The 22,448-nt window shown below is 32.7% G+C and carries 37 protein-coding genes; 3 read left to right on the top strand and 34 right to left on the bottom strand.

Annotation, left to right across the window (positions count from 1 at the left end; genetic code table 11):
* Positions 1-43: 43 nt before the first annotated feature.
* The 28 genes from BLW23_RS22755 to BLW23_RS22620 all read right to left on the bottom strand — a co-directional run bounded on the left by BLW23_RS22755 (position 44) and on the right by BLW23_RS22620 (position 16,500).
* Positions 44-610 carry a glycoside hydrolase family 108 protein gene (locus BLW23_RS22755; protein WP_093674279.1) on the bottom strand — a complete coding sequence of 189 codons (567 nt, stop codon included), beginning with the start codon at positions 608-610 and terminating at the stop codon, positions 44-46.
* A gap of 12 nt (positions 611-622) precedes the next feature.
* On the bottom strand, positions 623-1,111 hold the full coding sequence (locus tag BLW23_RS22750; RefSeq protein ID WP_093674277.1) for a hypothetical protein: 489 nt from the start codon (positions 1,109-1,111) through the stop codon (positions 623-625).
* A gap of 2 nt (positions 1,112-1,113) precedes the next feature.
* The gene (locus BLW23_RS22745; protein ID WP_143032265.1) at positions 1,114-1,533 is read right to left on the bottom strand and encodes a hypothetical protein; all 420 of its coding nucleotides are present in this window, start codon (positions 1,531-1,533) and stop codon (positions 1,114-1,116) included.
* A 70-nt stretch (positions 1,534-1,603) separates the two neighbouring features.
* Positions 1,604-1,996 (bottom strand): hypothetical protein, encoded by a 393-nt coding sequence (locus BLW23_RS22740; RefSeq protein WP_093674273.1) that lies wholly within the window; start codon positions 1,994-1,996, stop codon positions 1,604-1,606.
* On the bottom strand, positions 1,996-2,475 hold the full coding sequence (locus BLW23_RS22735; RefSeq protein WP_143032264.1) for a carboxypeptidase-like regulatory domain-containing protein: 480 nt from the start codon (positions 2,473-2,475) through the stop codon (positions 1,996-1,998). Before BLW23_RS22735 ends, BLW23_RS22740 begins: the two co-directional genes overlap by 1 nt.
* Before the next feature lie 22 nt (positions 2,476-2,497).
* The gene (locus BLW23_RS22730) at positions 2,498-3,073 is read right to left on the bottom strand and encodes a hypothetical protein (RefSeq protein ID WP_093674269.1); all 576 of its coding nucleotides are present in this window, start codon (positions 3,071-3,073) and stop codon (positions 2,498-2,500) included.
* A gap of 8 nt (positions 3,074-3,081) precedes the next feature.
* Positions 3,082-3,996, bottom strand: a complete 915-nt coding sequence (locus tag BLW23_RS22725) for a hypothetical protein (RefSeq protein WP_093674267.1) — start codon at positions 3,994-3,996, stop codon at positions 3,082-3,084.
* The gene (locus tag BLW23_RS22720; RefSeq protein ID WP_093674265.1) at positions 3,989-4,285 is read right to left on the bottom strand and encodes a hypothetical protein; all 297 of its coding nucleotides are present in this window, start codon (positions 4,283-4,285) and stop codon (positions 3,989-3,991) included. Before BLW23_RS22720 ends, BLW23_RS22725 begins: the two co-directional genes overlap by 8 nt.
* Before the next feature lie 15 nt (positions 4,286-4,300).
* The gene (locus BLW23_RS22715) at positions 4,301-4,735 is read right to left on the bottom strand and encodes a hypothetical protein (protein WP_093674263.1); all 435 of its coding nucleotides are present in this window, start codon (positions 4,733-4,735) and stop codon (positions 4,301-4,303) included.
* A 61-nt stretch (positions 4,736-4,796) separates the two neighbouring features.
* Complete coding sequence (locus tag BLW23_RS22710) at positions 4,797-5,378, bottom strand: hypothetical protein (RefSeq protein ID WP_093674261.1); 582 nt, start codon at positions 5,376-5,378, stop codon at positions 4,797-4,799.
* A gap of 30 nt (positions 5,379-5,408) precedes the next feature.
* Positions 5,409-5,783: a hypothetical protein gene (locus BLW23_RS22705; protein WP_093674259.1), complete on the bottom strand. Its 375-nt coding sequence runs from the start codon at positions 5,781-5,783 to the stop codon at positions 5,409-5,411.
* 6 nt (positions 5,784-5,789) lie between these two features.
* Entirely contained in the window at positions 5,790-6,287 is a 498-nt protein-coding gene (locus BLW23_RS22700) for a hypothetical protein (RefSeq protein WP_143032263.1), read from the bottom strand.
* Positions 6,280-6,966, bottom strand: coding sequence for a hypothetical protein (locus BLW23_RS22695; RefSeq protein ID WP_093674255.1), 687 nt, complete (start codon positions 6,964-6,966; stop codon positions 6,280-6,282). Before BLW23_RS22695 ends, BLW23_RS22700 begins: the two co-directional genes overlap by 8 nt.
* 2 nt (positions 6,967-6,968) lie before the next feature.
* A complete protein-coding gene (locus BLW23_RS22690; protein ID WP_143032262.1) occupies positions 6,969-8,534 on the bottom strand; it encodes a hypothetical protein in 1,566 nt (521 codons plus the stop codon).
* Between the two features lie 108 nt (positions 8,535-8,642).
* Positions 8,643-8,855, bottom strand: a complete 213-nt coding sequence (locus tag BLW23_RS22685; RefSeq protein ID WP_093674251.1) for a hypothetical protein — start codon at positions 8,853-8,855, stop codon at positions 8,643-8,645.
* Positions 8,856-8,887: 32 nt separating this feature from the next.
* Positions 8,888-9,514, bottom strand: a complete 627-nt coding sequence (locus tag BLW23_RS22680; protein WP_093674249.1) for a hypothetical protein — start codon at positions 9,512-9,514, stop codon at positions 8,888-8,890.
* Positions 9,515-9,521: 7 nt separating this feature from the next.
* Positions 9,522-9,953: a cysteine peptidase family C39 domain-containing protein gene (locus tag BLW23_RS22675; protein WP_093674247.1), complete on the bottom strand. Its 432-nt coding sequence runs from the start codon at positions 9,951-9,953 to the stop codon at positions 9,522-9,524.
* Positions 9,954-9,964: 11 nt separating this feature from the next.
* Complete coding sequence (locus BLW23_RS22670; protein WP_093674245.1) at positions 9,965-10,147, bottom strand: hypothetical protein; 183 nt, start codon at positions 10,145-10,147, stop codon at positions 9,965-9,967.
* Positions 10,148-10,160: 13 nt separating this feature from the next.
* Positions 10,161-10,634, bottom strand: a complete 474-nt coding sequence (locus BLW23_RS22665; protein WP_255362867.1) for a class I SAM-dependent methyltransferase — start codon at positions 10,632-10,634, stop codon at positions 10,161-10,163.
* 3 nt (positions 10,635-10,637) lie between these two features.
* Complete coding sequence (locus tag BLW23_RS22660; protein WP_093674243.1) at positions 10,638-10,991, bottom strand: hypothetical protein; 354 nt, start codon at positions 10,989-10,991, stop codon at positions 10,638-10,640.
* 37 nt (positions 10,992-11,028) lie between these two features.
* On the bottom strand, positions 11,029-11,352 hold the full coding sequence (locus tag BLW23_RS22655) for a hypothetical protein (RefSeq protein ID WP_093674241.1): 324 nt from the start codon (positions 11,350-11,352) through the stop codon (positions 11,029-11,031).
* A gap of 41 nt (positions 11,353-11,393) precedes the next feature.
* The gene (locus BLW23_RS22650) at positions 11,394-11,603 is read right to left on the bottom strand and encodes a hypothetical protein (RefSeq protein ID WP_093674239.1); all 210 of its coding nucleotides are present in this window, start codon (positions 11,601-11,603) and stop codon (positions 11,394-11,396) included.
* Positions 11,604-11,638: 35 nt separating this feature from the next.
* Positions 11,639-12,799 carry a DNA cytosine methyltransferase gene (locus BLW23_RS22645; protein ID WP_093674237.1) on the bottom strand — a complete coding sequence of 387 codons (1,161 nt, stop codon included), beginning with the start codon at positions 12,797-12,799 and terminating at the stop codon, positions 11,639-11,641.
* Between the two features lie 12 nt (positions 12,800-12,811).
* Entirely contained in the window at positions 12,812-13,459 is a 648-nt protein-coding gene (locus BLW23_RS22640) for a recombinase family protein (RefSeq protein ID WP_093674235.1), read from the bottom strand.
* 63 nt (positions 13,460-13,522) lie between these two features.
* Positions 13,523-13,870 carry a hypothetical protein gene (locus BLW23_RS22635; RefSeq protein WP_093674233.1) on the bottom strand — a complete coding sequence of 116 codons (348 nt, stop codon included), beginning with the start codon at positions 13,868-13,870 and terminating at the stop codon, positions 13,523-13,525.
* Positions 13,871-13,872: 2 nt separating this feature from the next.
* Complete coding sequence (locus BLW23_RS22630) at positions 13,873-14,184, bottom strand: hypothetical protein (protein WP_093674231.1); 312 nt, start codon at positions 14,182-14,184, stop codon at positions 13,873-13,875.
* Positions 14,177-16,060: a hypothetical protein gene (locus BLW23_RS22625; RefSeq protein ID WP_093674229.1), complete on the bottom strand. Its 1,884-nt coding sequence runs from the start codon at positions 16,058-16,060 to the stop codon at positions 14,177-14,179. Before BLW23_RS22625 ends, BLW23_RS22630 begins: the two co-directional genes overlap by 8 nt.
* A 122-nt stretch (positions 16,061-16,182) precedes the next feature.
* Positions 16,183-16,500 carry a hypothetical protein gene (locus BLW23_RS22620; RefSeq protein ID WP_093674227.1) on the bottom strand — a complete coding sequence of 106 codons (318 nt, stop codon included), beginning with the start codon at positions 16,498-16,500 and terminating at the stop codon, positions 16,183-16,185.
* Positions 16,501-16,744: 244 nt separating this feature from the next.
* On the opposite strand from BLW23_RS22620, the gene BLW23_RS23455 reads away from it, so the two are divergent.
* Entirely contained in the window at positions 16,745-16,894 is a 150-nt protein-coding gene (locus BLW23_RS23455) for a hypothetical protein (protein WP_176829913.1), read from the top strand.
* 162 nt (positions 16,895-17,056) lie between these two features.
* Here the strand turns inward: BLW23_RS23455 and BLW23_RS22615 are convergent, their stop codons facing one another.
* The gene (locus BLW23_RS22615) at positions 17,057-17,365 is read right to left on the bottom strand and encodes a hypothetical protein (protein ID WP_093674225.1); all 309 of its coding nucleotides are present in this window, start codon (positions 17,363-17,365) and stop codon (positions 17,057-17,059) included.
* A gap of 335 nt (positions 17,366-17,700) precedes the next feature.
* Here BLW23_RS22615 and BLW23_RS22610 point away from each other — a divergent pair, with 335 nt between their 5' ends.
* On the top strand, positions 17,701-18,141 hold the full coding sequence (locus BLW23_RS22610; protein WP_093674223.1) for a helix-turn-helix domain-containing protein: 441 nt from the start codon (positions 17,701-17,703) through the stop codon (positions 18,139-18,141).
* Positions 18,142-18,157: 16 nt separating this feature from the next.
* Here the strand turns inward: BLW23_RS22610 and BLW23_RS22605 are convergent, their stop codons facing one another.
* From BLW23_RS22605 to BLW23_RS22595, 4 genes are all read right to left on the bottom strand, one after another.
* Positions 18,158-18,361 carry a hypothetical protein gene (locus tag BLW23_RS22605; protein WP_093674221.1) on the bottom strand — a complete coding sequence of 68 codons (204 nt, stop codon included), beginning with the start codon at positions 18,359-18,361 and terminating at the stop codon, positions 18,158-18,160.
* A gap of 7 nt (positions 18,362-18,368) precedes the next feature.
* Positions 18,369-19,106: a hypothetical protein gene (locus BLW23_RS22600; protein ID WP_093674219.1), complete on the bottom strand. Its 738-nt coding sequence runs from the start codon at positions 19,104-19,106 to the stop codon at positions 18,369-18,371.
* Positions 19,107-19,176: 70 nt separating this feature from the next.
* A complete protein-coding gene (locus BLW23_RS23450; protein ID WP_176829912.1) occupies positions 19,177-19,347 on the bottom strand; it encodes a hypothetical protein in 171 nt (56 codons plus the stop codon).
* A 93-nt stretch (positions 19,348-19,440) separates the two neighbouring features.
* Positions 19,441-19,833, bottom strand: a complete 393-nt coding sequence (locus BLW23_RS22595; RefSeq protein WP_143032261.1) for a hypothetical protein — start codon at positions 19,831-19,833, stop codon at positions 19,441-19,443.
* Between the two features lie 681 nt (positions 19,834-20,514).
* On the opposite strand from BLW23_RS22595, the gene BLW23_RS22590 reads away from it, so the two are divergent.
* On the top strand, positions 20,515-20,874 hold the full coding sequence (locus BLW23_RS22590; protein ID WP_093674215.1) for a hypothetical protein: 360 nt from the start codon (positions 20,515-20,517) through the stop codon (positions 20,872-20,874).
* Between the two features lie 42 nt (positions 20,875-20,916).
* On the opposite strand, the gene BLW23_RS22585 is transcribed toward BLW23_RS22590, so the two are convergent.
* A complete protein-coding gene (locus tag BLW23_RS22585; protein WP_093674213.1) occupies positions 20,917-22,407 on the bottom strand; it encodes a phage integrase SAM-like domain-containing protein in 1,491 nt (496 codons plus the stop codon).
* Positions 22,408-22,448 lie beyond the last annotated feature (41 nt).

The raw sequence follows: 22,448 nt of genomic DNA, 5'->3' as shown, positions 1-22,448 counted from the left end.
AGATATCCTGCAACTGCCAAGGTTAGCACACCTAGCACAATTGCTACATTTCTTTTTTTTTTATTTCAATACCAAATTTTCTCGCTAGCTCATAAACACGAGAAGTCCAGCTTTTAGCGAAGTACCTATAATCCGAAAGGCTTTTGTAATAAGCGAGTCGTCCATCCGCAATTTTTTCAAATAGTAACTTATCATCAACGGAATTAATGGCTTGTAGCGTTTGACTTCCGATAGCACCGTCAACGGCTAAACTTTTACCGAAATAATTGTTTAGTGTACGTTGTACTATTTTGGCGGTAACTCTAGGGTTCGCATTGATCGCATGATCGGCAATGATTTCAGCGACTCCTTGGCTCTGGATTTCGTCAGCTCTTACCTTATCCCAAAACTCATTTTTAAACAAAATATGTGATTCTGCTTTTGTAAGGCTTTTCATATCCTCAACACTTGGCGGTCTGCCGATAACACGCTCGTAAAATTTTGCTGAAACTCCGTGGTTTGTGCCTACTAACTCCTTTCTAGAATTATAGTTTCCTTTGTCATTTTTTAAGAGTTGAAAACCACCTTCCGCAGCTTCAATTGAGGTTTTAAATAGTTCATAGCTTGCCATGTTCTTTTTCTTTTAAAATTTTATAATTTTTGTTTGCCCTAGAGCTTCTAATTCTAATTCATAGGCTAATTGATTACTAAAATCTTTTACAGCCTGATCGGTGTTTAAAAAGTGGTTTATGAGCATTTGCCCACCTGATAAAGTGGGAATATCTAAATGGGCATCTGGAAGCTCCATAAAACCACCGCTAGGGATATTGAGAGTATTTGTGTTAAGTTTAGAAAAAGCTAGTAGTTTCCCTGTTTTTTTTTCAAATACGCGTAAAACATTGGCTTTGATAAAACCCGTGTTAACATGAAGATTTTCTTTTGTAGGGTTGACCGCAATAATTTGAAGATCAAGCGATATTTGTTGTAACGATATTTTAAAGTTTTTAATACTCTTAATCTTAAACTGTAGGCTGTCAATAATATGCTCAACGGATTCTTTTTTTCTGGTTAAATACGATACAGCAGCAATAAGGGCAATGCTTCCACCAACAAATAAAAGTGTACGTTTCATAGTTAAATAATGTTTAACCTGGTTAACTTGTAAATCACAATTATACTTAGCAACCAAAACAGCCAAAACTTAAAGGGGATGCGGTGTTTTATTACGTCCTTTGATTTAAGAATTATCTTTTCTTTTACTTGAATTATAGTGTCTCTTTCCTTTTTTAGTTCCTTTTGTGTAGCTCCTATTTTGGTTTTAATCTCAAATCCTTTGTGTTGCTTATTATAAGAAATTCCGTAAGAATTTGAACCGCTCGTTTTCGAGGTTTTAAAATCGGTAAAGAGTTTGTTAATTAAAGAATCGACCTCTTTGTTATTGGTATGAGGCAGCGATAAAAAAACGCTATCATCAATCGGTTGATTGACAATTTTTAGATGTTTTAAATCCTTAGTCTTTACCAACGATTCGTGTTGCGTTTTGAAAACCTCCACTTGCTTTTTTTGAGTTGCACAAGCGGAGATTAAACAAATAAATATGAAAAATAATGCTTTCTTAATCATCTTATATGTTACCGTATAAGGCACGGTATTTTTTAAGTTTCTTTTGCTGATCTTCAATTACTTTTTCCTGTTCTTTAATAAGCTTTCTTTGATTTCGAACCACCCTGTCTAGTCTTAAATTGATCTGCTCAACTTCTTTAATTCTGTGTTTGAGAAATACCGCCCGATCATCAAAATCAGTTTTGATTTGTTCAATCATTTCGCCATTTATTTCAATAACACGCTCAAAGTTTTCTATCTTTTTATGTTCGGCTGTATAACCCGATAAATGGGCTTCATTCTCCGATTTTTTAAGCTCGATTTGATGCGCTTTGAAACCAATTATAAAGGCAATTACTGGAGATACGATAAGTCTTAAAATATCTTTCCAGTTTCTAGTTAAAAACCCCTTCATTAAGCAACTGTGTTTGGTTTTTTCTTATCCTTGTTCGCCACTATATAGACAACTGCAAGCGCAGCAAGCCCCCAAAGAACATAACGAGAACTTTTTTTGTCTTTGTCATCTTTTTTTGTAGCGGTAATAACCACCTCGTCCAGTAAATCGTCGGCTACAAGATTAACCGTTGAAGGTAATTGAGAAGCTTTTAGCTTCGTGGTTTTATAACCTACAAATGAAACTTGTATGTTATGATGAGGCATTGCCTCTAAAATAAAAGAACCGTCCGCTTTTGGAGTTGTTCCTTGTTTAGTGTCAAGATTGTAAATATTGACTAAACCAGCTTCAAATGGCTTATTTGTTTCGCTGTCTATTACTTTTCCTTTGGTTGTTAGTGGCATCATAGTGCATCCGCATTTTTTTTGGTTAGGTGATAATCCTGAATCGAATTGTCCTGTTGGGCAATTAAGCCCTTGAATTGGTAAAGCTGTTTCCATAATTTTTTTATCTTTTTCTTTTTTAAAAGGAATATCCCGCACTTTCAATACGGTTTTTTACAATAGTATAAACTTGGCCATCAGAAGGCGACAATTCCTCTCTTAACCAGTAAATTAGATCACGAGGTGTATAGTTGTCTAAAAACCTTATAAAACTTGATGGAGGGGAGTTGTTCCCGTTATAATCTTTCTTTCCGAAAGCTTTATACACCTTTTTAAAATCATCCCCTGTTTTCAATTTTAAGAATACTTGTTTTATAGCTTCTTCATCCGTTCCGTAAAGAGGTTGCATAGCATTACAAGCGTCTAAAATAGTACGTGCATACTGTTGCGCTTGTTCTTTGGAAATTGTGGTTTTTGTTGAATCAACGATAATGTTTACGTCAACATCTTGTATTTTTTCATCAAATATGGCTGATGCTTTTGACAGCCCTTTATATATTTTATAAATCAAAAAAATTCCAACAACCCCAGCCGCAACGTAAGCAACTTCTTTTTTATTCTTAGCAATAAACCCACCCGTTTCTTTAATAGCCTTTTTTGCATTTTCTTTTGTAGCAATCTTCCCGACTTTTTTCGACAAACTATTCTTTTTCATAGCAAGTTTTAGTTTAAAAAGCTTTTCATCATGTTGAACTTGCCATCATCGCTGAAGTACATTAAGGCTTCTGGACTTTCTGCTAACTCAGCAATACGAACTAATATTTTTTCATCTAAAACCGCTAATTGATTTAGTGCATCTTGTTTTTCTTTCGTCATTGTACTATAATTTAGGTTTTCGCTGGTTGGTGTTTGAGGTATTGGATTTTCTTGTTGACTGTTTGTAACAGGAGAACCTAAAGCTCCAGCGTTAGGGTTTGACATACCAGGAATCATTGCTAAGAATTGTGGAATTTGACCAGCTAATGCCGTTATCGCTGGACTTTCTAAAAAACCCTTCGATTCCATTTTTGTCTTTTCAATAGCCAATTCCTTGCGATCTTCAGCGGTTTGAAGTTTAATTTCTAAAGAGCTGTTTTTCTCGCGCAAAATTCGATTTTCTGATCGAAGCTCTTTTAGTTCTTCTCTAAGATCATCTACTTGTGCTTTGTAGTCATTTGAACGCTCAGCTTCTACCATTTTAGTCATGAATGTAGGAGAACCTAAAAAGCCAGAAAAAGAATTATCTATTTGACTATTATTATTCATAGTCGTATGAGTTTGATTTGGTGTGTTCATAGGTTCTTTTTCTAAATTTGTTTTAAATTCTTTTACTAAATGGCTAGTGGTTTTTTCTTCCTTTCCGTAACTTTTTTGAAGCGTAAAAACTACATCGTTTTTGATACCCTGTTGTACTAAAAGCTTCAAGAAATTTTCAATGGTTTGGTATTTTTCTTGAATATAAGCCAACGTAAAAAGGTGTTTTCTTCGGTTGGCATTTTGCCTTTTAATTGGTTTACCGCCTGAAGGTGTTATTTTTACCGTGTGATTTTCCGCAGCACTTAAATGGTTGGTTAATATGTTTATTAAATCACTATTCATCATTATGAAATAAATACCTTACTGTTGCACTTTTAACTTCACTATTTACTCCGTCAACATCAGTAAATTCAAAACGTAAAATCCCATTTACAATAGGAACCGGCGATTCAATTTTAAAAGGGTTGAACATTTCCTTAATTATTTGATTAGAGCCATCTTTTACAAGCAAAGGCATACTGTTTTTTGACACAAATACTTCTAAAGAGTAAATTCCTTTACAATCGCTTAACTCCTTGATATTGATTTCAAAATCTTCTTTGTATGTTTTAGTTCCGTAAGTAGCTTTCATCTAATAATTATTTAATTAACACGCGCAATTGGATTGATCTATTTCAAAAATAAACTCACCGCAAATAGGAGTAGTACCGTTAGTTTCCCAACGAATGGTTATTTGAACATCTGCTTTTTCATCAATCTTTTTGAAGTTTACACTATAACCTCCACCGTTATTTTGATAATCTCTTATGTCGGTTGGTTCTGTAAGTAGATTGCTTTGCGTATCAGTAATAAATATGTCCGTATTACTCATTCCAAAAGGTAAAGCGTTAAATGCACCTCCACCATTATCAGGTGGGCTTATTACCGCACCTTCGTCAATATAAGATATGAACTTTACTCCTTTTACTTCTCCCTTTGGTAACTGGTCGCTTACTTCATTGTTTAAAAACTTTGCATAGTCAGAGCCAGTATATTTAAGTAAGCCTTTGTTTACCTTAATTCTCTTATAAATTGTTTTCATATACTTAGATTTAAAAGACTTTGTGTAATACTTTACACAAAGTCTTTTAGGTTAGACAATGTTATCTTTTTTTGTAGGTCTCGAAACCTTTGAAGAATACAGATACAAACAACTCTTTATCTACCGGAGTCTTTAAACTTGTTCCGCTTGGGTATTCGATATCCACTTCAATTGCATGTTGCGGAAGTAACAAGGCAAATGCTCCTAAGTCTTTATACTTTCTCCCGTTTTCATAGGAATTTATAATTGAATTAATTGGAAGCTTCAATAGCACTTCGTTGTTTTGTTTTACAAGTAAGGTAGCAAAACGCAACTCCGAAGGTAAATTTGCGATTCCATAATTTACGGTGGCAACGTTGGTTTTATCCGCTTCATAACCGAAAGCAAAAGACACCCCATTAATTACAAAAACGCGCCCCTCATTTAAGGTGTTTTTGTCGAAGTTGGTAACACCTTTAACGTTGTTAGATTCTCCATCTAGTAAATTGATATTACCAGAAGTACCAATTTGCTTATTGATATATAAATCCGATGGCATTGGTTTCATTTTTGAAATATTCCATCCATACTGGTTTTGAGTGTTTTTTAACCCTAAGTAAGTAGTTACTTTTAAGTACTCTTCTTGATTTGATAATAAATTCATATCTCTTTTTTAGTTTATTTTAATTTTTGATTAACTGATAAATTCTGGAACTTCAATTACTTCCTCTTCGTAAGGAGTTAAGTAAGAGCTATCATCAAAGAAAACAGGAGTTCCCATTCCTATATCTGCAATGCCTCCGTCTTTTAACTTACCTTCAAAAGCTTCCTTTAACAAATACCCTGTTTGGGTTACGGCAACCGAAATAGCTGCATCCTGAGCCACTTTTTTACCTGTTGTTTTTCTATCTAAAGAGGCGGCGGCTGCAATACCTCCTAGGATTAATAAGCCTCTTTTTACTTTTTGGTTTTTTATCGGCAGTTTATCTGCAATAATTCTTGAAGCCATTGCACCAGCTGTCATGCTAGCTAAGCTTACTACCGAATTTTCAATTCCTTCTTTTGTCATCGTTTTTTACTTTTTTTTAGTTAACATATATGCACCGCCTAACACTACTATTGCCCCTACACCTAAAGCGATGTATAGTTTTGTATTGCTTTTCGGTTGTGGTTTGTTTTGGGAAGCTTGCTGCATTTGCATTTGCATCATTTTCATCATATTATCAACTGATGTTTGCTGCTGTTGCGCTTGCTGTTCTAGTTTTGACACTAAAAGAGGGCTGATATCTTGTTGTCCTCCTTGTGGTGTATTAACATATACAGGTTGCCCGTTTCTTGCTTGCTCTACTTGCGCCCATGTAGTACCAGCAGTTGATATCAAATCTTTGAGGTTTAAACCATCAAAGAATCCATTCAAACTATTTTGTGGAGGCGGACCCCAACCTTTGTATTGGTCGGCTACTTTTATTTGACAATTTGTAGCATGACCCGTATGTGGTTTAATCCCTTCAGTAGCTTCAAGCATAAATTGTTGTTGTATTAAACTTCTTTTCATTACTCTTTTTTTATGCAACTACCTTAGTTGCTGTTTTACTCTTTTTGTTGTTAACCATATAAATGGCTAATCCAGCCACGGCAAGCCCTCCAAGTATTAAAGGCATATTCTCCATCAATTTGCCCTTAGTAGCTACGTTTTTGTCCTCCTGAGATTCAGTAACTGCTTTGTTATCACGTTTAGTTTTATAAACGGTAATTTTCTGTTGAGCTGCTGCAATTTTCCCTTGTAAATCCTTTATGGTTTGTTTAAGGGTTACAATATTTTGCCCAGCCATTCTAATACCTTCGTTTTGTTGTCTGGTAAGGGTGTTATAAGCACCTTTTGCTTGTCCTAAAGCTCGTTCGGCATCACGTAAGGCAGTTTCTGCACGTTTGCGTCTGGCTACTGCTCCATTACACCAAGCACCTAAACCGATTCCAAGAGCATCAATAATTCCTTCATCTTTTTGGAGTTCAAGTATTAGCTTCTCTATTTGTGTTTCCAGTTCTTGAATTTTCTTTTTTGCGTCAGCCCATTCTCTTGCTCTATTACCTTTTTTTAAGGCTTCTATTTTTTTATCCCATTGACCTTTCTCAGCACGGGCATTTCTGGCTTGATTTTCCAAACCGTCTGCGACACCGTTTGAAGGACACCAGGAATCAAACCATCCGCTTAATTGATTTTGCGATGTAGGGATGTCAAATTGATAATACATAGCTATTTTCTTTTTTTGAATATGAAATAGAGTACGACTAGCCCAGCTAAACCGTAACCTATTTGCTGTTTTAACTTTTTCCTGTTTTTAGCTTTTTGATCTTCTGCAACTGATTGTTCTATTTCATTCTTATAGTGTTGTATTGTTTTAAGGTTAGCAATTTGTAGGTTCTTATTTTGCTGTTTTATGAGATCAGCGAACTTTTGATCGAACTTTATAAAGATGTTATATAAGTTTCTTCGATGCGGCTTTTCATAGTAATACAAGGTTTCAGCATCCATGAAGTCACCTTTATCTCTTAGAGCTTTTATATGTACTAAATAGGGGCGTACTTCATTTTCATAATTTCGAGCAACGGTACTATTGTAATTTTTTGAGAAATGACTTTTATTTTCAATTAACCAATGATTCGTGTCTTTTCCGTAAGGAACGACAGGATCAACATCATATAAACTTGGTTTTTTAGCTATCGAAATTTGTCGGTATTCTGCAAGAATTGGGTTGTCTTCTGGTTCAACAACAAAATAATATGTACGATCGTTGGTTAAAGCGTTGTGCTTTTTGACTGAAACCGCAAAACGCAATTGCGTTTTTATAAAGTTGTTTAAATAAGAATCTATGTACTCTTTTAATTTCTCGGCAAATACAAGTGCTTCCGTTAAAACCTCTAAGGCACACTCATCATAAGTATTGTATGCAGTTTCTGAGCGCAAATGTGCAATTCCTAAGTCAACTTCTTTTAAAAGCTCATTGAAAAGATTTTGCGTTCGGGCATCATTACTAATTTCAATGGCTTCATCAAGTAACTGTATTTTGTTTTGTAGTACTGTTTGTAAATCTCTTTTGATTCTTAAAGAAACGACCCCTTTATCAAAACGGGAATCTGAACAAGAGTTAAGATGCTCAATAAATGAATTAACACCCTCTTTGATTAAAGGCATAAATGCATCGAGTGCTTTTTCGGCTATTGATATCTTAGGGTTTCCTTTATTAAGCCCCGTGTGTGGGGTCATTTTTACATCATCAGTCTTGTAAACAGTTTGTTCTTGTAAAGTATTGATAGTACCATCAATTACAAAATAACCACCCTTTAAATTACCAGTATTTTGGTTTTTAGGAACAACTACGTAAACATGGGAATAGCCCTCACCTTTATTTATAGTAACTCTTCGCAAGTAGTGAATTATTCCCCTGTTTAATAGCACAGTACTTGCAAAAATAGAGTAGCTTTTACAATCTATCCCTTTTTGTCTATCCGACCATGAACGTGCTGGGCTTCGGAGTTTTTGTGTATAATCATCAATTTTGTATTGTAAATGATGAAACAAAAAACTGTGAAGCTCCTCGCATAATTTTGATAGGGATAAGTTTTTAAATAAATGATTGGTGAGGGCTTGTGTTTGATGTTGAAATTTATAAGACCATTGAGCCATCTTATTTATAACAACTTCTGTATTACCGTCGGCAAAATCAATAATATTACCATCACCAGAAGGCATCAGAGTATTGTACTCTGTGCCTTTTTTGATGTTTCTAAATAGTAATGTGTTAATTGCCTCTCGGTTCAATTGTTATTGTTTTAGACTACAATAATACCGAGGGTTTTAATTGAGTTGTAAAGCTAGGTTAAACTAAGTTAAACTAGGATAAACTAAGAGAGGTTAAGCTAAAGTAAGTTAAACTAAATGGCTCTCTGAACTATACAAATCATACCTTTTTAAAAATTCTATAACCTCACTAGGACGCAATAACCGTTTTAATTTTGCTTCTTTTATAGGCAGGTTGCGTTTTTCTGCAATAATTTCATTGATTGTTGCTCTACCTTCCTTTACTGGAATAAATTTGTATTTATATAATAGGACTTTTTTGCAGCTAATTTGATTTAACATGATTTTAAAAAAAGGGGAAGGGTTATTAAATTTTATTCATTACTGGTAAGCCTTTGCCAAGAAAACACCTCATAGGTATAAGTTTTATTTCCTTGTGCATCATAATGGTAAGCTTTTAAAGGTAGATTAACGAACTCGGTATGCCCCGACATTAAAATATGAGAAACTTTTGCAGGGTTACTAGCTAAGTAATTGTAATTCAAAGTTACTCGTACATGAAACGTTTGAAACTCGCAGTAATACTCTATTTTAGTTAGTTTTCCTAGTGAATCGTTGTATTCCTTTGGGAAACCTTGGTACACATTAGCTTTTAAGAATGTAAGTAACTTCTCGTATGTGTCTTGCAGTTTAAAAACTAAATAATTAGGGTCGTTATCTCTAGTTAACGTTGGTTGGGTATGAGGTCGCAACGGTACATCGGTAAAAAGAACACCTTTTACATAATCAATGTTTTGTATAGGTGGCTTGATACCGTTTATGGTTAAATCAGAGAATTTAACGACTAAAGAACCTTCTTCAGTTGACTTAAAGCTGTTGTTAAAAAGAATTACTTCTTTATCTCTTGGGTGTTGATGAACATTAAATGTTGATGTAATTAACTTAATTTTATTGTTTTGAATAAAGGCAAAATTGCCGTTCTCGTTTACTTGAATATTCATATTGCGTTTATTGCGTTTTTTTTGCGTATGTTAAATAATGGGTTATTTTTCTGTTTGCTTTTACCTCCTGAATTATTCCATAATCTGGGTCAATGTATTTGGTTTCTGATTTAATTATAAAATGCGCTTTTTCATTTGGGTAGGCTATTCTTATAATGCTTGAATTTGGGACTTCGTCAAAATCAATATCGACACCTTTTATGAGGCGTGTTTTATAGCCGTTTCTATTTAAAAATGGCATGATATCACTTTGAATACAGGTACTCCAATCTTTCCCCAGGTCTTTGCAAATTTCATTGATTGTTTTACCCATTATCATTGCCAAACAAGCCTGGCCGCATAGCATGGAGTTGAAAGGTTGAGGAATAAAGGTTATACTTTGTGTTTCCGCAAATTCTTTGCTTTCTTCATTTTCTCTATGTTTTCGTAGTGAGTCCAAAATTCTATTGTTTATTTTTCATGTTTACCTTTTAAAAATGATAGCAATTCTTTGGATTGCTCCTCTGTTAGCATAATATGTACAATGGTTTCGCTCCCCCTACTAGGCACCTCTAAATGAAGCCTTCCAAGAGTAAAGCTCCTGAACGTAATCTCTTGATCTGTTTCTTTATTCAATATTAATTTGTTATCCATATACCTACAGGTTTTATGACTTCATAAATGTTAACCAAATTGTTTTTCCATGCTTTCCAGAAGTATGCCCGAACAATGGTTGAACTTTTATTACATCTAATAATTTATTTAGTTTAATATCCTTATCGTTCCATTTGAAAATTAAAGTACCATTAGGTTTTAGCACTCTCATGCATTCGTCAAAACCTTGCTTAATTTCAATTTCCCAATTGGAAAATAATTGACCATACTTTTGCCCTAGAATTGTATTTTCACCTAACCACTTCGAATGTGGTGGGTCAAAAACTACCAGGTAAAAGGAATTTTCATCAAATGGTAAGTTTTGAAAGTCAGTTTTAACATCTGGCTTAACAATTGTTTCGTTACCATAGGCTACAAATACACCTTCTCGTTTATCTGTGTAAATAGCATCTGGATGTTGTTTGTTAAACCACATCATTCTGCTTCCACAAGTAGCATCCAATATTTTTTTACCAGCTGTCTTCAAAACCTACTGTTTTTGGTTACTTTCCAGGTTCTTTATTTGGCTTTCAATCTTTTCACGAGTAAAAGAATCCTTTGCTAATTCAAGACGACCATACAACCTTTTCAATTTAGTTTCTGTTTTCATCGTAACTACTGTTATTTTTTTAAGATGTATTTGAGGTGTTGCGTTTTTTTTTCCTTTCCTATGTACTTGTATTCCTATTTCTGTTGGAGTTCCTTTATTAGAACTCATTCCTCCTAACATAACAACTTGACTAACTTCTATCACTTCATTTTCTCCTTTTTCTGTTACTATTAAAGGGTAACTAATTGAACCCTTTTTAAATTCATCTAATTCGTTTTCTGTAAAATATATCATCTTTTTGCTTTTTTGTTACGTAACGGAATAGCTACAGTTATTTAGTTATTGGTAGTATTCTATACTTTTTTTCCTCAGCATTATCTTCTATACTACCATATCTTAAAGTATAGAATCCTTCGTGCAAAAATGGAGTAGCTGCAATTATCTTTTCTATACTTTTAATCATTGCATCCGCAGATTCACCATACATGTATAATGTTCCATGAGATAAATCAGCGCAATACTCATGTCCGTCATATTCTCCTAAACCTTTAGTTCTAAAAACTTCCTCAACTTTATTACCAAATTCATGTATAGAATCTATATCTGTTTTGTTATTAAATTCAATTATTAATGCTTGTTCTACTGTTTTTTTCATTTTTTTCCGTTTTATTGCGTAGCTGAATAGCTACAATTAGTTTATAATTCCTTGAAGTTATTCTTAAAGTACTTTTTTGCTACTAACCATTTATCATTGTGGTTTTTCGGATTTCGAGCGACCATATCTCCAACTTTAGGGCTTCCGTTTTTTTTATCAGCTTCAGATATTGAAACGCCTGTTAACTTTTCTCCTTTTTGATAAGGTCGCATTTCTGCAATATTTGTTCTTGTGTATTTTTTAAATCTCATATTTTGCGTTTTCTGGAGTAGGTCAAAACCTACTCTTATTTTAAATTTTGTATTAATCTTTCTCCTATTAATTGCACAACGTCTGTTGTTACAGCATTACCACACATTTTATATCTCTGTGTTTTTGAAATTTCTTTAATCGTTCCGTCGTAATCTCCATATCGGGTCCAATTATCAGGAAAACCTTGTAATCGTTCGCACTCAATTTCTGTAAGCCTTCTTATTGAGTTATCTAATTGAACTCCGTGTTGATCTTGACAGTTAAGAGTAAAGGCAGGTTCTCCATTCTCTTTAAACCTTCTTCCGTTCTGTCTTTTTTCTTTTCTGTCTGGAGTAAGGACAGCCTTAACTAAATCCCAATTGTGTTTTTCTGTGAGACTTCCACGACCACCCCCTCTGATTGTATTTGTAAACTCATTACCAGTAAGACTGGTGATTTTGATTTTATCTTCAAGACGGTGAGAACTTAAACAAGCCATTAAACCTGAAGTACTATAAACTCTATCTTGTTGTTTTGTACTTTTTCCTCCAAAGTTTTTTGATGTATTCAGTTGTTTAATCAAAGTCATACCGCTATGGTGTCCTCCTGAATTTCCCCCTGCCGTGATTGCTCTAACAATTGGGGTGTCTGCTGTCCTTTTAGTAAACCTTGTATCTGTTTCGGTGAAAGGAAATACTTGTCCGGTGCTTCTTTCTGCAAGATGTCCGACAAGGTATATCCGCTCTCTATTTTGGGGTAAAACCCAGCTTGTATTAAGCAATTGCCATTCAAGTCTATAACCCCCAATGTTGGTAAAGGCATTGAGAATTGCCCAAAAGTCTGCGCCATCATTTGAGCTGAACGCTCCTTTAACATTTTCCCAGATAAAAACACTCGGTTTGGTTGCTGCAATGATTTTAATTGCTTCGAGGATAAGCACACTTCTTTCTCCTTCAAGCCCCTTTTGGTTTCCAGCCAAACTAAAGTCCTGGCAAGGACTTCCGAAAGTGATAATATCTGGTCGTTCAATTCTTGTTCTGAGAACATCTTGTACTGGTCCGACATATTTTGCGTTTTTAAAATTGTACTTATAATTGGCGATTGCGTGTTTATCAATTTCGCTGAAATAATGGTTATTAATCTTGAACCCTGATTTCATTAAACCAAGGGTGAATCCGCCAATTCCACTAAATAATTCCAAAAGATTAATATTCATTATTCTACTGTTTTAGGCAGCTTTATAAGCTGCGTTTTTATTTCCTGTATTTTTGTGTTGCCTCTTATAATCATATCCTTCATGCTCAAAACATCTATAAACAGAACCTTGTGATATGGTTAAGGCTTTCATTATATCCTTGATTGATACATCGGGATTTTTGTGCATAATGACGGCAACTGGAGCCTTTTCTTTTAACTTTTCGCTGAGTCCTTTTGGTCTGCCACCTACTTTTCCTCTTGCCCTAGCAGAGGCTAGCCCAGCTTTTACCTTTTCGTTACTTGATTTTCTGAAATATTGACCTAACGAAGCAAATAGAAGAAATACTAATTCCCCTTCAGCTGTTTTAGTGCTTTCGGTATTTATAAAAGGGTTTGTTAGGTCTTGGAAGTCAATTCCTGTTTTATAGAAGTGTTCTACTAAGGTAATGAGGTATTTTAAATTCCTGCCTAATCTGGTAAGATCATAGAATACTACTTTATCTCCTTTTCTAAGTTTCGAAAGCATTTTTTGAAGCTCGACACGATTATCATTTTTACCTGAATCCTTATCTAAAAAAATGTTTTCATCTTTTGCTCCTAGAAGTTTAAATCTATCAATTTGGGTATCTAAATTTTGTGATTCTGTACTAATTCTACCGTAATAAAAAACCTCTTTCATATTTTGAGTTTCGTTTAATTGTTTCTTGTAATTTGTTTTACAGTCCTGTTTTTAGGGTTTTCTTTATATGTTTTTAGAGTCTATTAAATCAATTGATTTTTGCGCCTGTAGCTTATCGTAATTGCAACCTAAAAGATTGATGTTATCGAATAGAATATCCTTTAATGCCCAGGCCTCATAAATCCAAAATGTTATTGATACTTTTTTGTTAATATTTAGGAGGTCTACCTTTTTTCTTAAGGTTCTTGCTTTAGTTTCGAATGTGTCGGAAAGTTTAAAGCAAATAGAAATTTGAACCTTTTCTAATGTTTCGTAATTGCTATAAGCACTTGTTGAAGTTGAATAAAATTCATTAAGTAACTTGTTAATAGCAAAAACTTGGTCAATTGAAAACTTTAATTTGATTTGCATGATTATAACTTTACTGAGGTTATTAATTCACCTGAAGTGTTACTGTAAAATCTTAAAACATTTGCTTTATCGCTATATTCTGAATTTTGAAACCTTCTAAACATTCCGTTGATGATAGTGTTTGCGTTTTTGCGGTTTTTGCTTAAATGATTATACCAGACAGGGTTTGCCTTTTTGTTATTTGACATTTTTATTTTTAAATGACTGAATCCATTTTTTAAAAGAATTACCATTTTTACTTCTGAACAGTTGGGGCATGTAATTTTATGCCCAGCTCCGCAAGTACATTTTATTGATATAGGGTTATTAGTCATGGTTAGGTGTATTTAGTGTTAGTTTTATAAAAGCTGATATGTATTCTTTAGGTAGGTTTTGACAAACAAAGTTTGACAGTTGTTTATAATTGTAGTTCCCTGAATTATATTTGTCAATAGCTTGGTTGAGGAGTTTGTCGTATTTGTTTTTTTTAAGCCTTCTTTGACGTTTTGAAGCTTCTACCTCTCTGTTTTTAACCTTCTTTTTGTCCTTAGAAAGTGAGTTTTTATAAATTGTGTGCATGTAGTTAGAAAAGAAACCTACTTCGTTTTTGTTTTTTCTTGTAGTGTCGAAATAATCAGAGGGAAAAAGTGCAGTTAAACCCGTTTTTTCAAACCATTTCCTAGCCCATTCTAATTTCCATCTGTACTCCCTTATTTTTTCTTCAACGCTTTCTTTTTGAGTTAAATCTTTGAATAAACTTTCAGTTAAAAATTTAATTGCATTAATCCAGGATCCCTTCTTCACGGTGTGGTTTTTCCAGATTTTAGCAGCAGTTTTAATAAAATCTTGAATAGCAAACTCTTTAAATTCTTCGAAAGAAATATCGCCAATTGTACTTAGCCTTACTTTTTGAAGGTATCTGTAAGTTTCAGGTTTATAGTTTTTAAAATCGTTGTTCTTTAGTTTTTCTGCAAAATCTGATAGTTTCAATATTTTTGCTCTGAAATTTTCAGCAATCAAACTCTTTTTTGGGTTTGTTTTCTTTTTGACGAAATCAGGAATTTTAATTTTTTCGCCGCCCTCCAGTTCAATTTTTTTACTTATGCCCTTGGTGTTCCCGTAGCCGTCCGCAGGACATTGCGTTTTGTTTCCGTTATGCTTTTCGGGCATCGAACCGCATTCGTTATGACTGTGTTTTTTTACACAGTCCTTTATTTCTACTTTTTTAGATGTTGTTCTAGTAGTATGAGTATAATTAGGTAAATTTTTCTCGGAAACATATTTAAAAGACTGATAGTTAGGTTTTTGTGATTTAGGTGGATTGTAGTCTGAAATAGCAATAATATCGTTGCTAAAATTTACCGCAGTAGGCATGGTGCGATGAAAGAAACGATTGTTTTTTAGTGCTCCTGATTCTAGTAGTCGTATTATATGGTTGTAGATTGTTTTTGTATCCCAATCAATCTCTTTAAAGCCGTCTATTTTATGCTTAGTAATATTTCTTTTGTTTACTTGTAAAGGCGGTAAATTTGTTTTTTTAACGCTTGTTGGTCGGTTTTTATTAAGTAAATCATTGTTGCGTCGTCTTAATTGCCCTACATAAAAATAGAGTAGTACGCGAAAGGTTTCTTTATGTTGTTGTTTGAGCTTTTGTGCGGTTTTTTTGCTGTGGATAGGGTTTTTAAGATTTTCTTCTTCTACTTTGTCATTATATTCCCAAACATTCAAATGATTGTAATCTTCTATGAACTCCGTTTTAAGCTTTTTTTCGTTTAAAGACAGGTCCGACTCGGGTTTTACCTTTTCTTCGTTGTATTGCTTTGTTTTTGCGTTTTCTTCTATTACTTTCTTGTTGTATTCTTCGTAGTGTTTCTTGAAGTTGATAATAGTTTGAACTTTGTCATCTGGGCTTATGTAAGGGTAGTTTAGGTAGGCGTAATACTTTTCTGAAGCTTCGTGTTCAGCCCCTTTTTTTAATATAAAAAAACCGTGAGTATTGTTAAATACTTCAACTTCTTTGTTATACTGTAAATCGGTTAGTTTCCTACGTGATGCGCTATCGTTAAAGTGTTTAATAGCAACGTTAATAATTGGAGAAGGTGGGTTTGTAGTTAAGTAATTCTTAACTTCTTGATTGTACAATCCAATCTTAGATAATTGAATTGCGTTTTCTTGCGCTTTTCTTGCGCTTTTTTTTGTATTTTTGCTCATGGTTAGGAGGTGGTTTTATATCATTAACTAATTATCATTTTAAAGAGCGGTCGAGGGTGCAATTTCGTGCCGCTTTTTTCTTTTTGGGGTTGATAATTTCTAAGTCAACGACTTCAATATCGTTAACTTCTATTCGGTGTTTTTTCATGGTTGTGGTATTTAGTTCTATAATTCCATTTCACATTTTCAGATTCATTTTGTCGTGCTTCCATTTCCATTGGCATTGTATCATATCCAATAATTAAAAGCTGAATAAAGTATCTGAAATAGAACATAATTAGCCCCATTCTTTGATATTGTTTCCAATGAATAAGGTCATGCTCCAGTATTTGTTGATTTCCTTGTAAATCTTTACGTATGAAAATACCAAAAGGGGGGCTTGTCATTCCTCTAAAAGGTGCAATGATGTATTTAGTATAATGTATTTTCGGTTGTTTCATTTGTATTTATTGTTTAGGGGCGAAGTGAAAGGGGGAAAGTGGCTGTAATTACTTACAACCACTAGAAAACCAATCAACTAATAAAACTACTTCATAGATGAAGCCTGCTTTACAAAGCTTACACTTCTACTATTTTGTGTTTTTTGTGTGAAAGGCAGGAAAGAAACACTTAATTTTGGTTTACTTTCAGGCAAGCATAGAACTCAAATTTCTAACGCTTAAAAATCTGAAAGTAAATTGCAACATGATTAAGAATTTTAATCAAAGTACAGTTACATATACTAACTGTAACGGATCAAACTGTCAAACTTTTACAATTGAAGGTGATAAATTACTATTGCCTTTATTGTTTGGTGTCGCAGTAGGTTTAGCGATTTCAAAATCGTTTAACTAATGATCCTAAATCCATCTGCACTATGCAGATGGATTTAAATGTTAAAACTACTTCCTTTCCTACCAATATGTTAATGAACTTTTTTTAAAAGCAACCCCTAAATAAAATATCTAAGAGCTGCTTTGATACACAACTGCTAGTCATGCCCTGGTATTTTTAGAATTAAACAGCCAATCTTTCCTGTTCATCTTCTATTGATCCTATTTGATACGTCCATGCACTATTTTTATTTTCGCCTGGAATACATTTTATTTTTGTGCCTGCCGCTTCTCGTTGTTTTTTTAACCAATAATCCGTAACACCGAACATTTTAATTATTTCTTTATGAGAAACATACTTTTTTCGTCGGTCGATTGTGTTACTTATATTGACATTATTAATCATTTCTTCGAGATCAGCCTTTTTAACAAGTACTAAACCTTGACTAAGTAATGCGTTAATGATATTATCACTATTAAGTTCTAGGTTCACAGTCGTAATTTTTTATGGTTATGATTAGCAAGGGGTGTCCCTTCGGTAAGTCCCCACTTAATACCTTAGGGAAACCACTGGCCTTTCCTAACCTTTATTTTAATGCAGATGTTGTTTAAAACGAAAAAGCAACCCATATCCTAAGATCAAGTGAGCTACGGAATTGCTTTTAAATATCCATCTGTTGTTGGATTTATGTTTTAGTTGTATGTTGATCTTATTTAACACGCCAATTAACTTTTTTAAGTATATTTGTCTTAACTGAGATCAAATATACAACTATTACGCAGAAATAAAAGCTTTTTCGCATAATAATAAATCTTTTCGCATAAAAAATGGATGTAAGTAATAGAATACAGATAGTTATTAAGGAGCTTAGCCTTAATAATAATAGTTTTGCAAAGAAAATAGGCGTATCTAGTACTACAATTGATGGATTTACAAAAGGAAGAAGGAATTCAAAAGGGGTATTAACAATATCTTTGCCGAATTATGAAACAATACGTAAGATGGCTGAAGTGTTTAATGTTAACCCAAATTACATTTTGGGTTTAACTGATGATATCTTTATTTCAAAGACTCAAAAATGTACCTTAGAAAGCTTTTCAGTACAGGAAATTGTGACTCATGTTTTTAACAAAAAAGAAGTGTTTAAAAAAGATATGTCTTACCAATTGTTCATGGAAAACGAGATTAAAGATCAAGTAATAGGTAAGCTCCAAGAGGAGAAAGAGAAGCTTTTAAAAAAGAAAAATATTCAAGAGAAGCAAAAATAATCGAAGCCTCTTCTTGTTAAACTTCGCTATTTATGTCATTCTCTAATAACATTATATCTACCAGTAAATTGTGGATTATTTCGTCCTTATGATCGCTTTCTCTCTTCATTTTTTCCACTATTTTGTCGGTAGAAGCATTGTCATCAGATTTTAAACTTTTTCTTAAGGATTTACCGATATAGTCTTTTCTTTTCAATATTTTCTTAAACCACCCTATCATTTTTCGACTATAGTTTTAAAAATTTATTTATATCATTTTGATATTGATCGATATCTTCCTTTATTGTTTTGTCTGATGACACTGGTTCTCCATATTTTTCAAAGTATTTTGAACGAACAACCATTTTCGGATAATGAATAGTTTTAATTCTTTCAATTAAAGTAAGTTGACTTAATATTATGTCGTCTTTATAAGCATAAAATTTCACAACAAAATATGTGAAAAATGAAACCAGAATTCCACATAAAACAAGCAACAAAATATACTTATTAGTTCGAAAATCTTTTTGAGTCAAAAATATGAAGTGAATCGACCAGAAAACACTAATAATTACACCTGACAATGATAGGAATTGAAACCTATATGTGCTCCCAGAAACAATATCATCGTATAATGATTTAATTGAGAAAAATAAAAAGCCAATTGTAATACCAAAATAGGCCAACCAGAAACGAAAACTAGTACGCCCTCTAAAACTATGCTCTATAGCCAAATCTTTTTTGATATTATGGTAGATTGTAAGCTCTTGTTTAACCTTAGAAATATGTGAATTATAATCTTTGACAAAGTTTTGAGTAATAGATAAAATAGAATCCCTATTAGATGTGTTCTCGATATTCTTCTTTAAACTATTCACGAGTCTCAAGTTCTCGCTATCCCGATTATTAATTATTTCTGAATGAGTTTTATAATGCTCTTTATATTCATTCGAATATTGCTCGAAAAGAACATGAAACAAAGACATAGTTACTATAAAAAAAGCAACTATGCCTAATATGAAACCTTTTATTTTATTGGATTTTCTTTTAGTAGATTTATCCTTTCGCTCCTTCCTGGACTGGATCTGTCGGAACTTCTCCGTCTTCGTCTGGATCTGTTGATTGTAATTGTTCATTTCTTTCTAGTTCTTCTAAGCTATTATCTGTACAACTGTTAAATGTTAATGATGCTAATACGATTACAAATGCGAATACAACTTTTTTCATTTTATTACTCTTTTATAAATTATAAATATTGAAGAGTAAAAGTAGTAGCTATTAGTATTTGATTTATTTTTATGTATTAAATTTTATTCTAAATTAGTTAACATTATTTTCATAGAGAACTTTTCCGTATACGTTCATCAGAGAAGCTAAAACTCTCGTTGAAGAAATCGCAAATGCTTGTGACATATACTTGTCCCACTCTTGAACATCATTCCTGAAAAGGTTAGTTAGTGGGTCTTTATTATCCCAATCTAATAATTGAAAAGGTATCGCTCTGTAATATCTGCGACCAGACTCTTCAGAGTCCGCAATAATAACTATACCAGCGTACTTTCCTAAATTGAAATTTTTTGATGTTTGTTCTCTCTGAAGAACCAAGTAAGTAAATTTATAACTACCTTCAGTTATTTTCGCTAGACTTCTAAGTTTATAACCTTTTTTTATATCCAAACCACTATCTATTTGAACCTTTATACCTTTGGTCATATATAAATACTCGGTTTTAGTAGTGTTTTGGGCTTTTATTTTAAATGAAAAAGAAAGAAGTATTAATAGTATTAAGTGTTTTTGTAGTAGATTTTTTTTCATAGTTCGGAGTAATATTTATTGGTTAGCAAGTAAACAAAAATATCTTAAATAACTCTACGGATTTCCGTAGAATCTATTATTTATTTTCTTATGTAAATACTAATTGTTTGGATTGCAAAAGTATGGGTAAAAAGAAATAATAGAAACTAGTAAGATTACTATTTTAGTATCAGGGTTTCTAGGTGGTATAGATAGGGGTTTTAGGTAGAGGTGTATGTTGTAAAGTATTGTTTTTTCTAAGACAAAGACATAACTAACTGATTTTTAAGATAAAAAAAAGACACCCAGTATACGGTGTCTTTCTTATTAAATGCCTTAATTTTATTCAGGCAAAATTTTATGTAGGTAGGCAAATTTATGTTATTTTTTTAGTTTATGTTGTTATTGGTTGGTTGTTTTTTAAATTTTTCTTTTGTTATTGTAGTTGTGTGTAATTTGCAAGTAATAATATAGTTCTATAACAGCCATTTTTTATATTAAATAGGGTTTTCCCTTGTTTAATTTACAGGGTAAATGAGTATTGTATACATTTTTAATTGGTTGTAGTTTTGATAATCAACCAAATAAAACTTATTTATTATGAAAAAAGTATTAAAGAAATCCTATCTAATTTTATCCATGTTATTCGCCTTCCTGGTTTTTGTTAATTGCCAAAGTGAAGACTTAAATAAAGGGAACAACTCACTTGACGAGGTTAATTCTATTATTAAGAAGGTTAATAAAGACAATGTAATTAACATAAGTAAAAATAGCGAAGTTTATAAATATACTATACACGATGGTTTCGAAGAAGCTTTTAATATTAAAGCTGCTCCTGGAGATATATTATGCGAGGGTTCAGGAATAAGTTTTGCAAGATGTGTTAAGAAGAATTTAGATTCGGGAAAAATAATGAAGTTATACAGAGATGGTAATACATATTATGCAGAAGAAATGTAATATTTAATATATTTTTTATAAATGAAAGCACCTATTAATGAGTTAATAGGTGCTTTTTTCGATTAAATATATCGTGTTTAAATATTTAGGCTCAGTATATTTTTTATCTGTTCTGCCATCAATTAACTGCTCAGGCTTCGGTTCTGAATCGAAGTATTTGTATTTATAGCTTCTTTTTCTTTCTTCATTCAAAAATTCATACTGGTAAACGTGTTTTTTTACTAGTATTATTTTGGATGTATTGATAATGTTACTATGATGTTTGTCTCTTTCTTGTTCAGGGTAAACATCTTTATAAATTGTGTCCACATCATCCCTTTCATGTCCCATTAAAGACCTCAATAAATCAGGTTCTACATACATTCGGTTCGCGATGGTAGAAAATGTATGACGAGCTACTTTAGTTGTTATTTTACCTCCTAAAGGCAGTAAATCTAATTTATGATATTGTTTTCCTGTAATAACTTCAATTCGTTTAGCATGTGCGTTATATCGTTCTTGAACTTTTTCTAAATTATTATTGATTCTTCGAAGGTGTCCTTTATAGCCCTTATAGTCTTTTCGCCCTTTAAAAATAAACTTATCTGGACTCTTGAATTTGTTTAATATACGTTGAGTTTTGGGGAAAATTTTTAAATCAAATTCATAACCTCCCTCATTAAGTTTTCCACGAGTGAAATAAATTCGACCATCTTCTGAAACTTGTTTTTTTTCTAAATAATGAATATCCATTAAATCCTGACCTCCAAAATAGAACTGTAATAAAAACATATCAATAGCTAATTGTTGACCTTTAGCTAAACTGTTATTGAGTGTCTCAAAAATTTTAATAGATTCAATAGATATGTTTCTTTTCTTGGTTCTGTTTTTTCTTGTTGTAACTCCTGTAAAAACACCAACAAAAGGATGATGTTCGAAATTTAATTTATGAATTTTTAAACCTTCATTATAAATAGCTTTTAATCCTCTTAAATATGCAGCAATAGAGTTTTTTTTAAGACCTAAAGTTAGTTTACTTTTCTTGAAGTCTGAAAGTAGTTTGTAGTCTATTTCTGAAAAATTGAGCTTGGGTCTAATTTTTTTTAATTGATTAAGAGCTGTTATGTAAGATTCTCCATTACCTTCTTTTTGTACTCCTTTTTCATTTAAAACTTGTTTTTTTTCTTTTGCAAGCTTAAAGCCAAATTCGAAAAAATCTATCTCTGTGGTTTTGCTTTCTTTGTTTCCATTCAATTCGGAGCCTGTAAGCTTCCCTTTAAGAGCTTTTTTTATATAATCGAATGTAATTGCACCATCGTCCAATGATTTTAGGAGTAAATCGTCTAAAAGGCTTTTTTTTCTCCTTATGATTAGCAACTTTGTTTTATCTCGTTTAGGTTCTTCTTTTCTAAAATCCCAATCCTCCTTTAAAAATTTTAAGCCTAAAACAAAAGGTTTTTGTTTTCCTTTTCCTGTTATATCACAGGTAACAGGGTATGAGCCGTCTTTTCTTACTTGTGAGCCTCTTGTATCTAAGTATATTTTCCCTTGCATAAAAATTTCATAAAAATTTCGTAAAAAATAACGTTATTTCG

The sequence above is a fragment of the Tenacibaculum sp. MAR_2009_124 genome, from assembly GCF_900105455.1.
In the GTDB taxonomy this organism is placed as follows: Bacteria; Bacteroidota; Bacteroidia; order Flavobacteriales; family Flavobacteriaceae; genus Polaribacter.
This window is presented reverse-complemented; position numbering and strand designations above follow the sequence as displayed.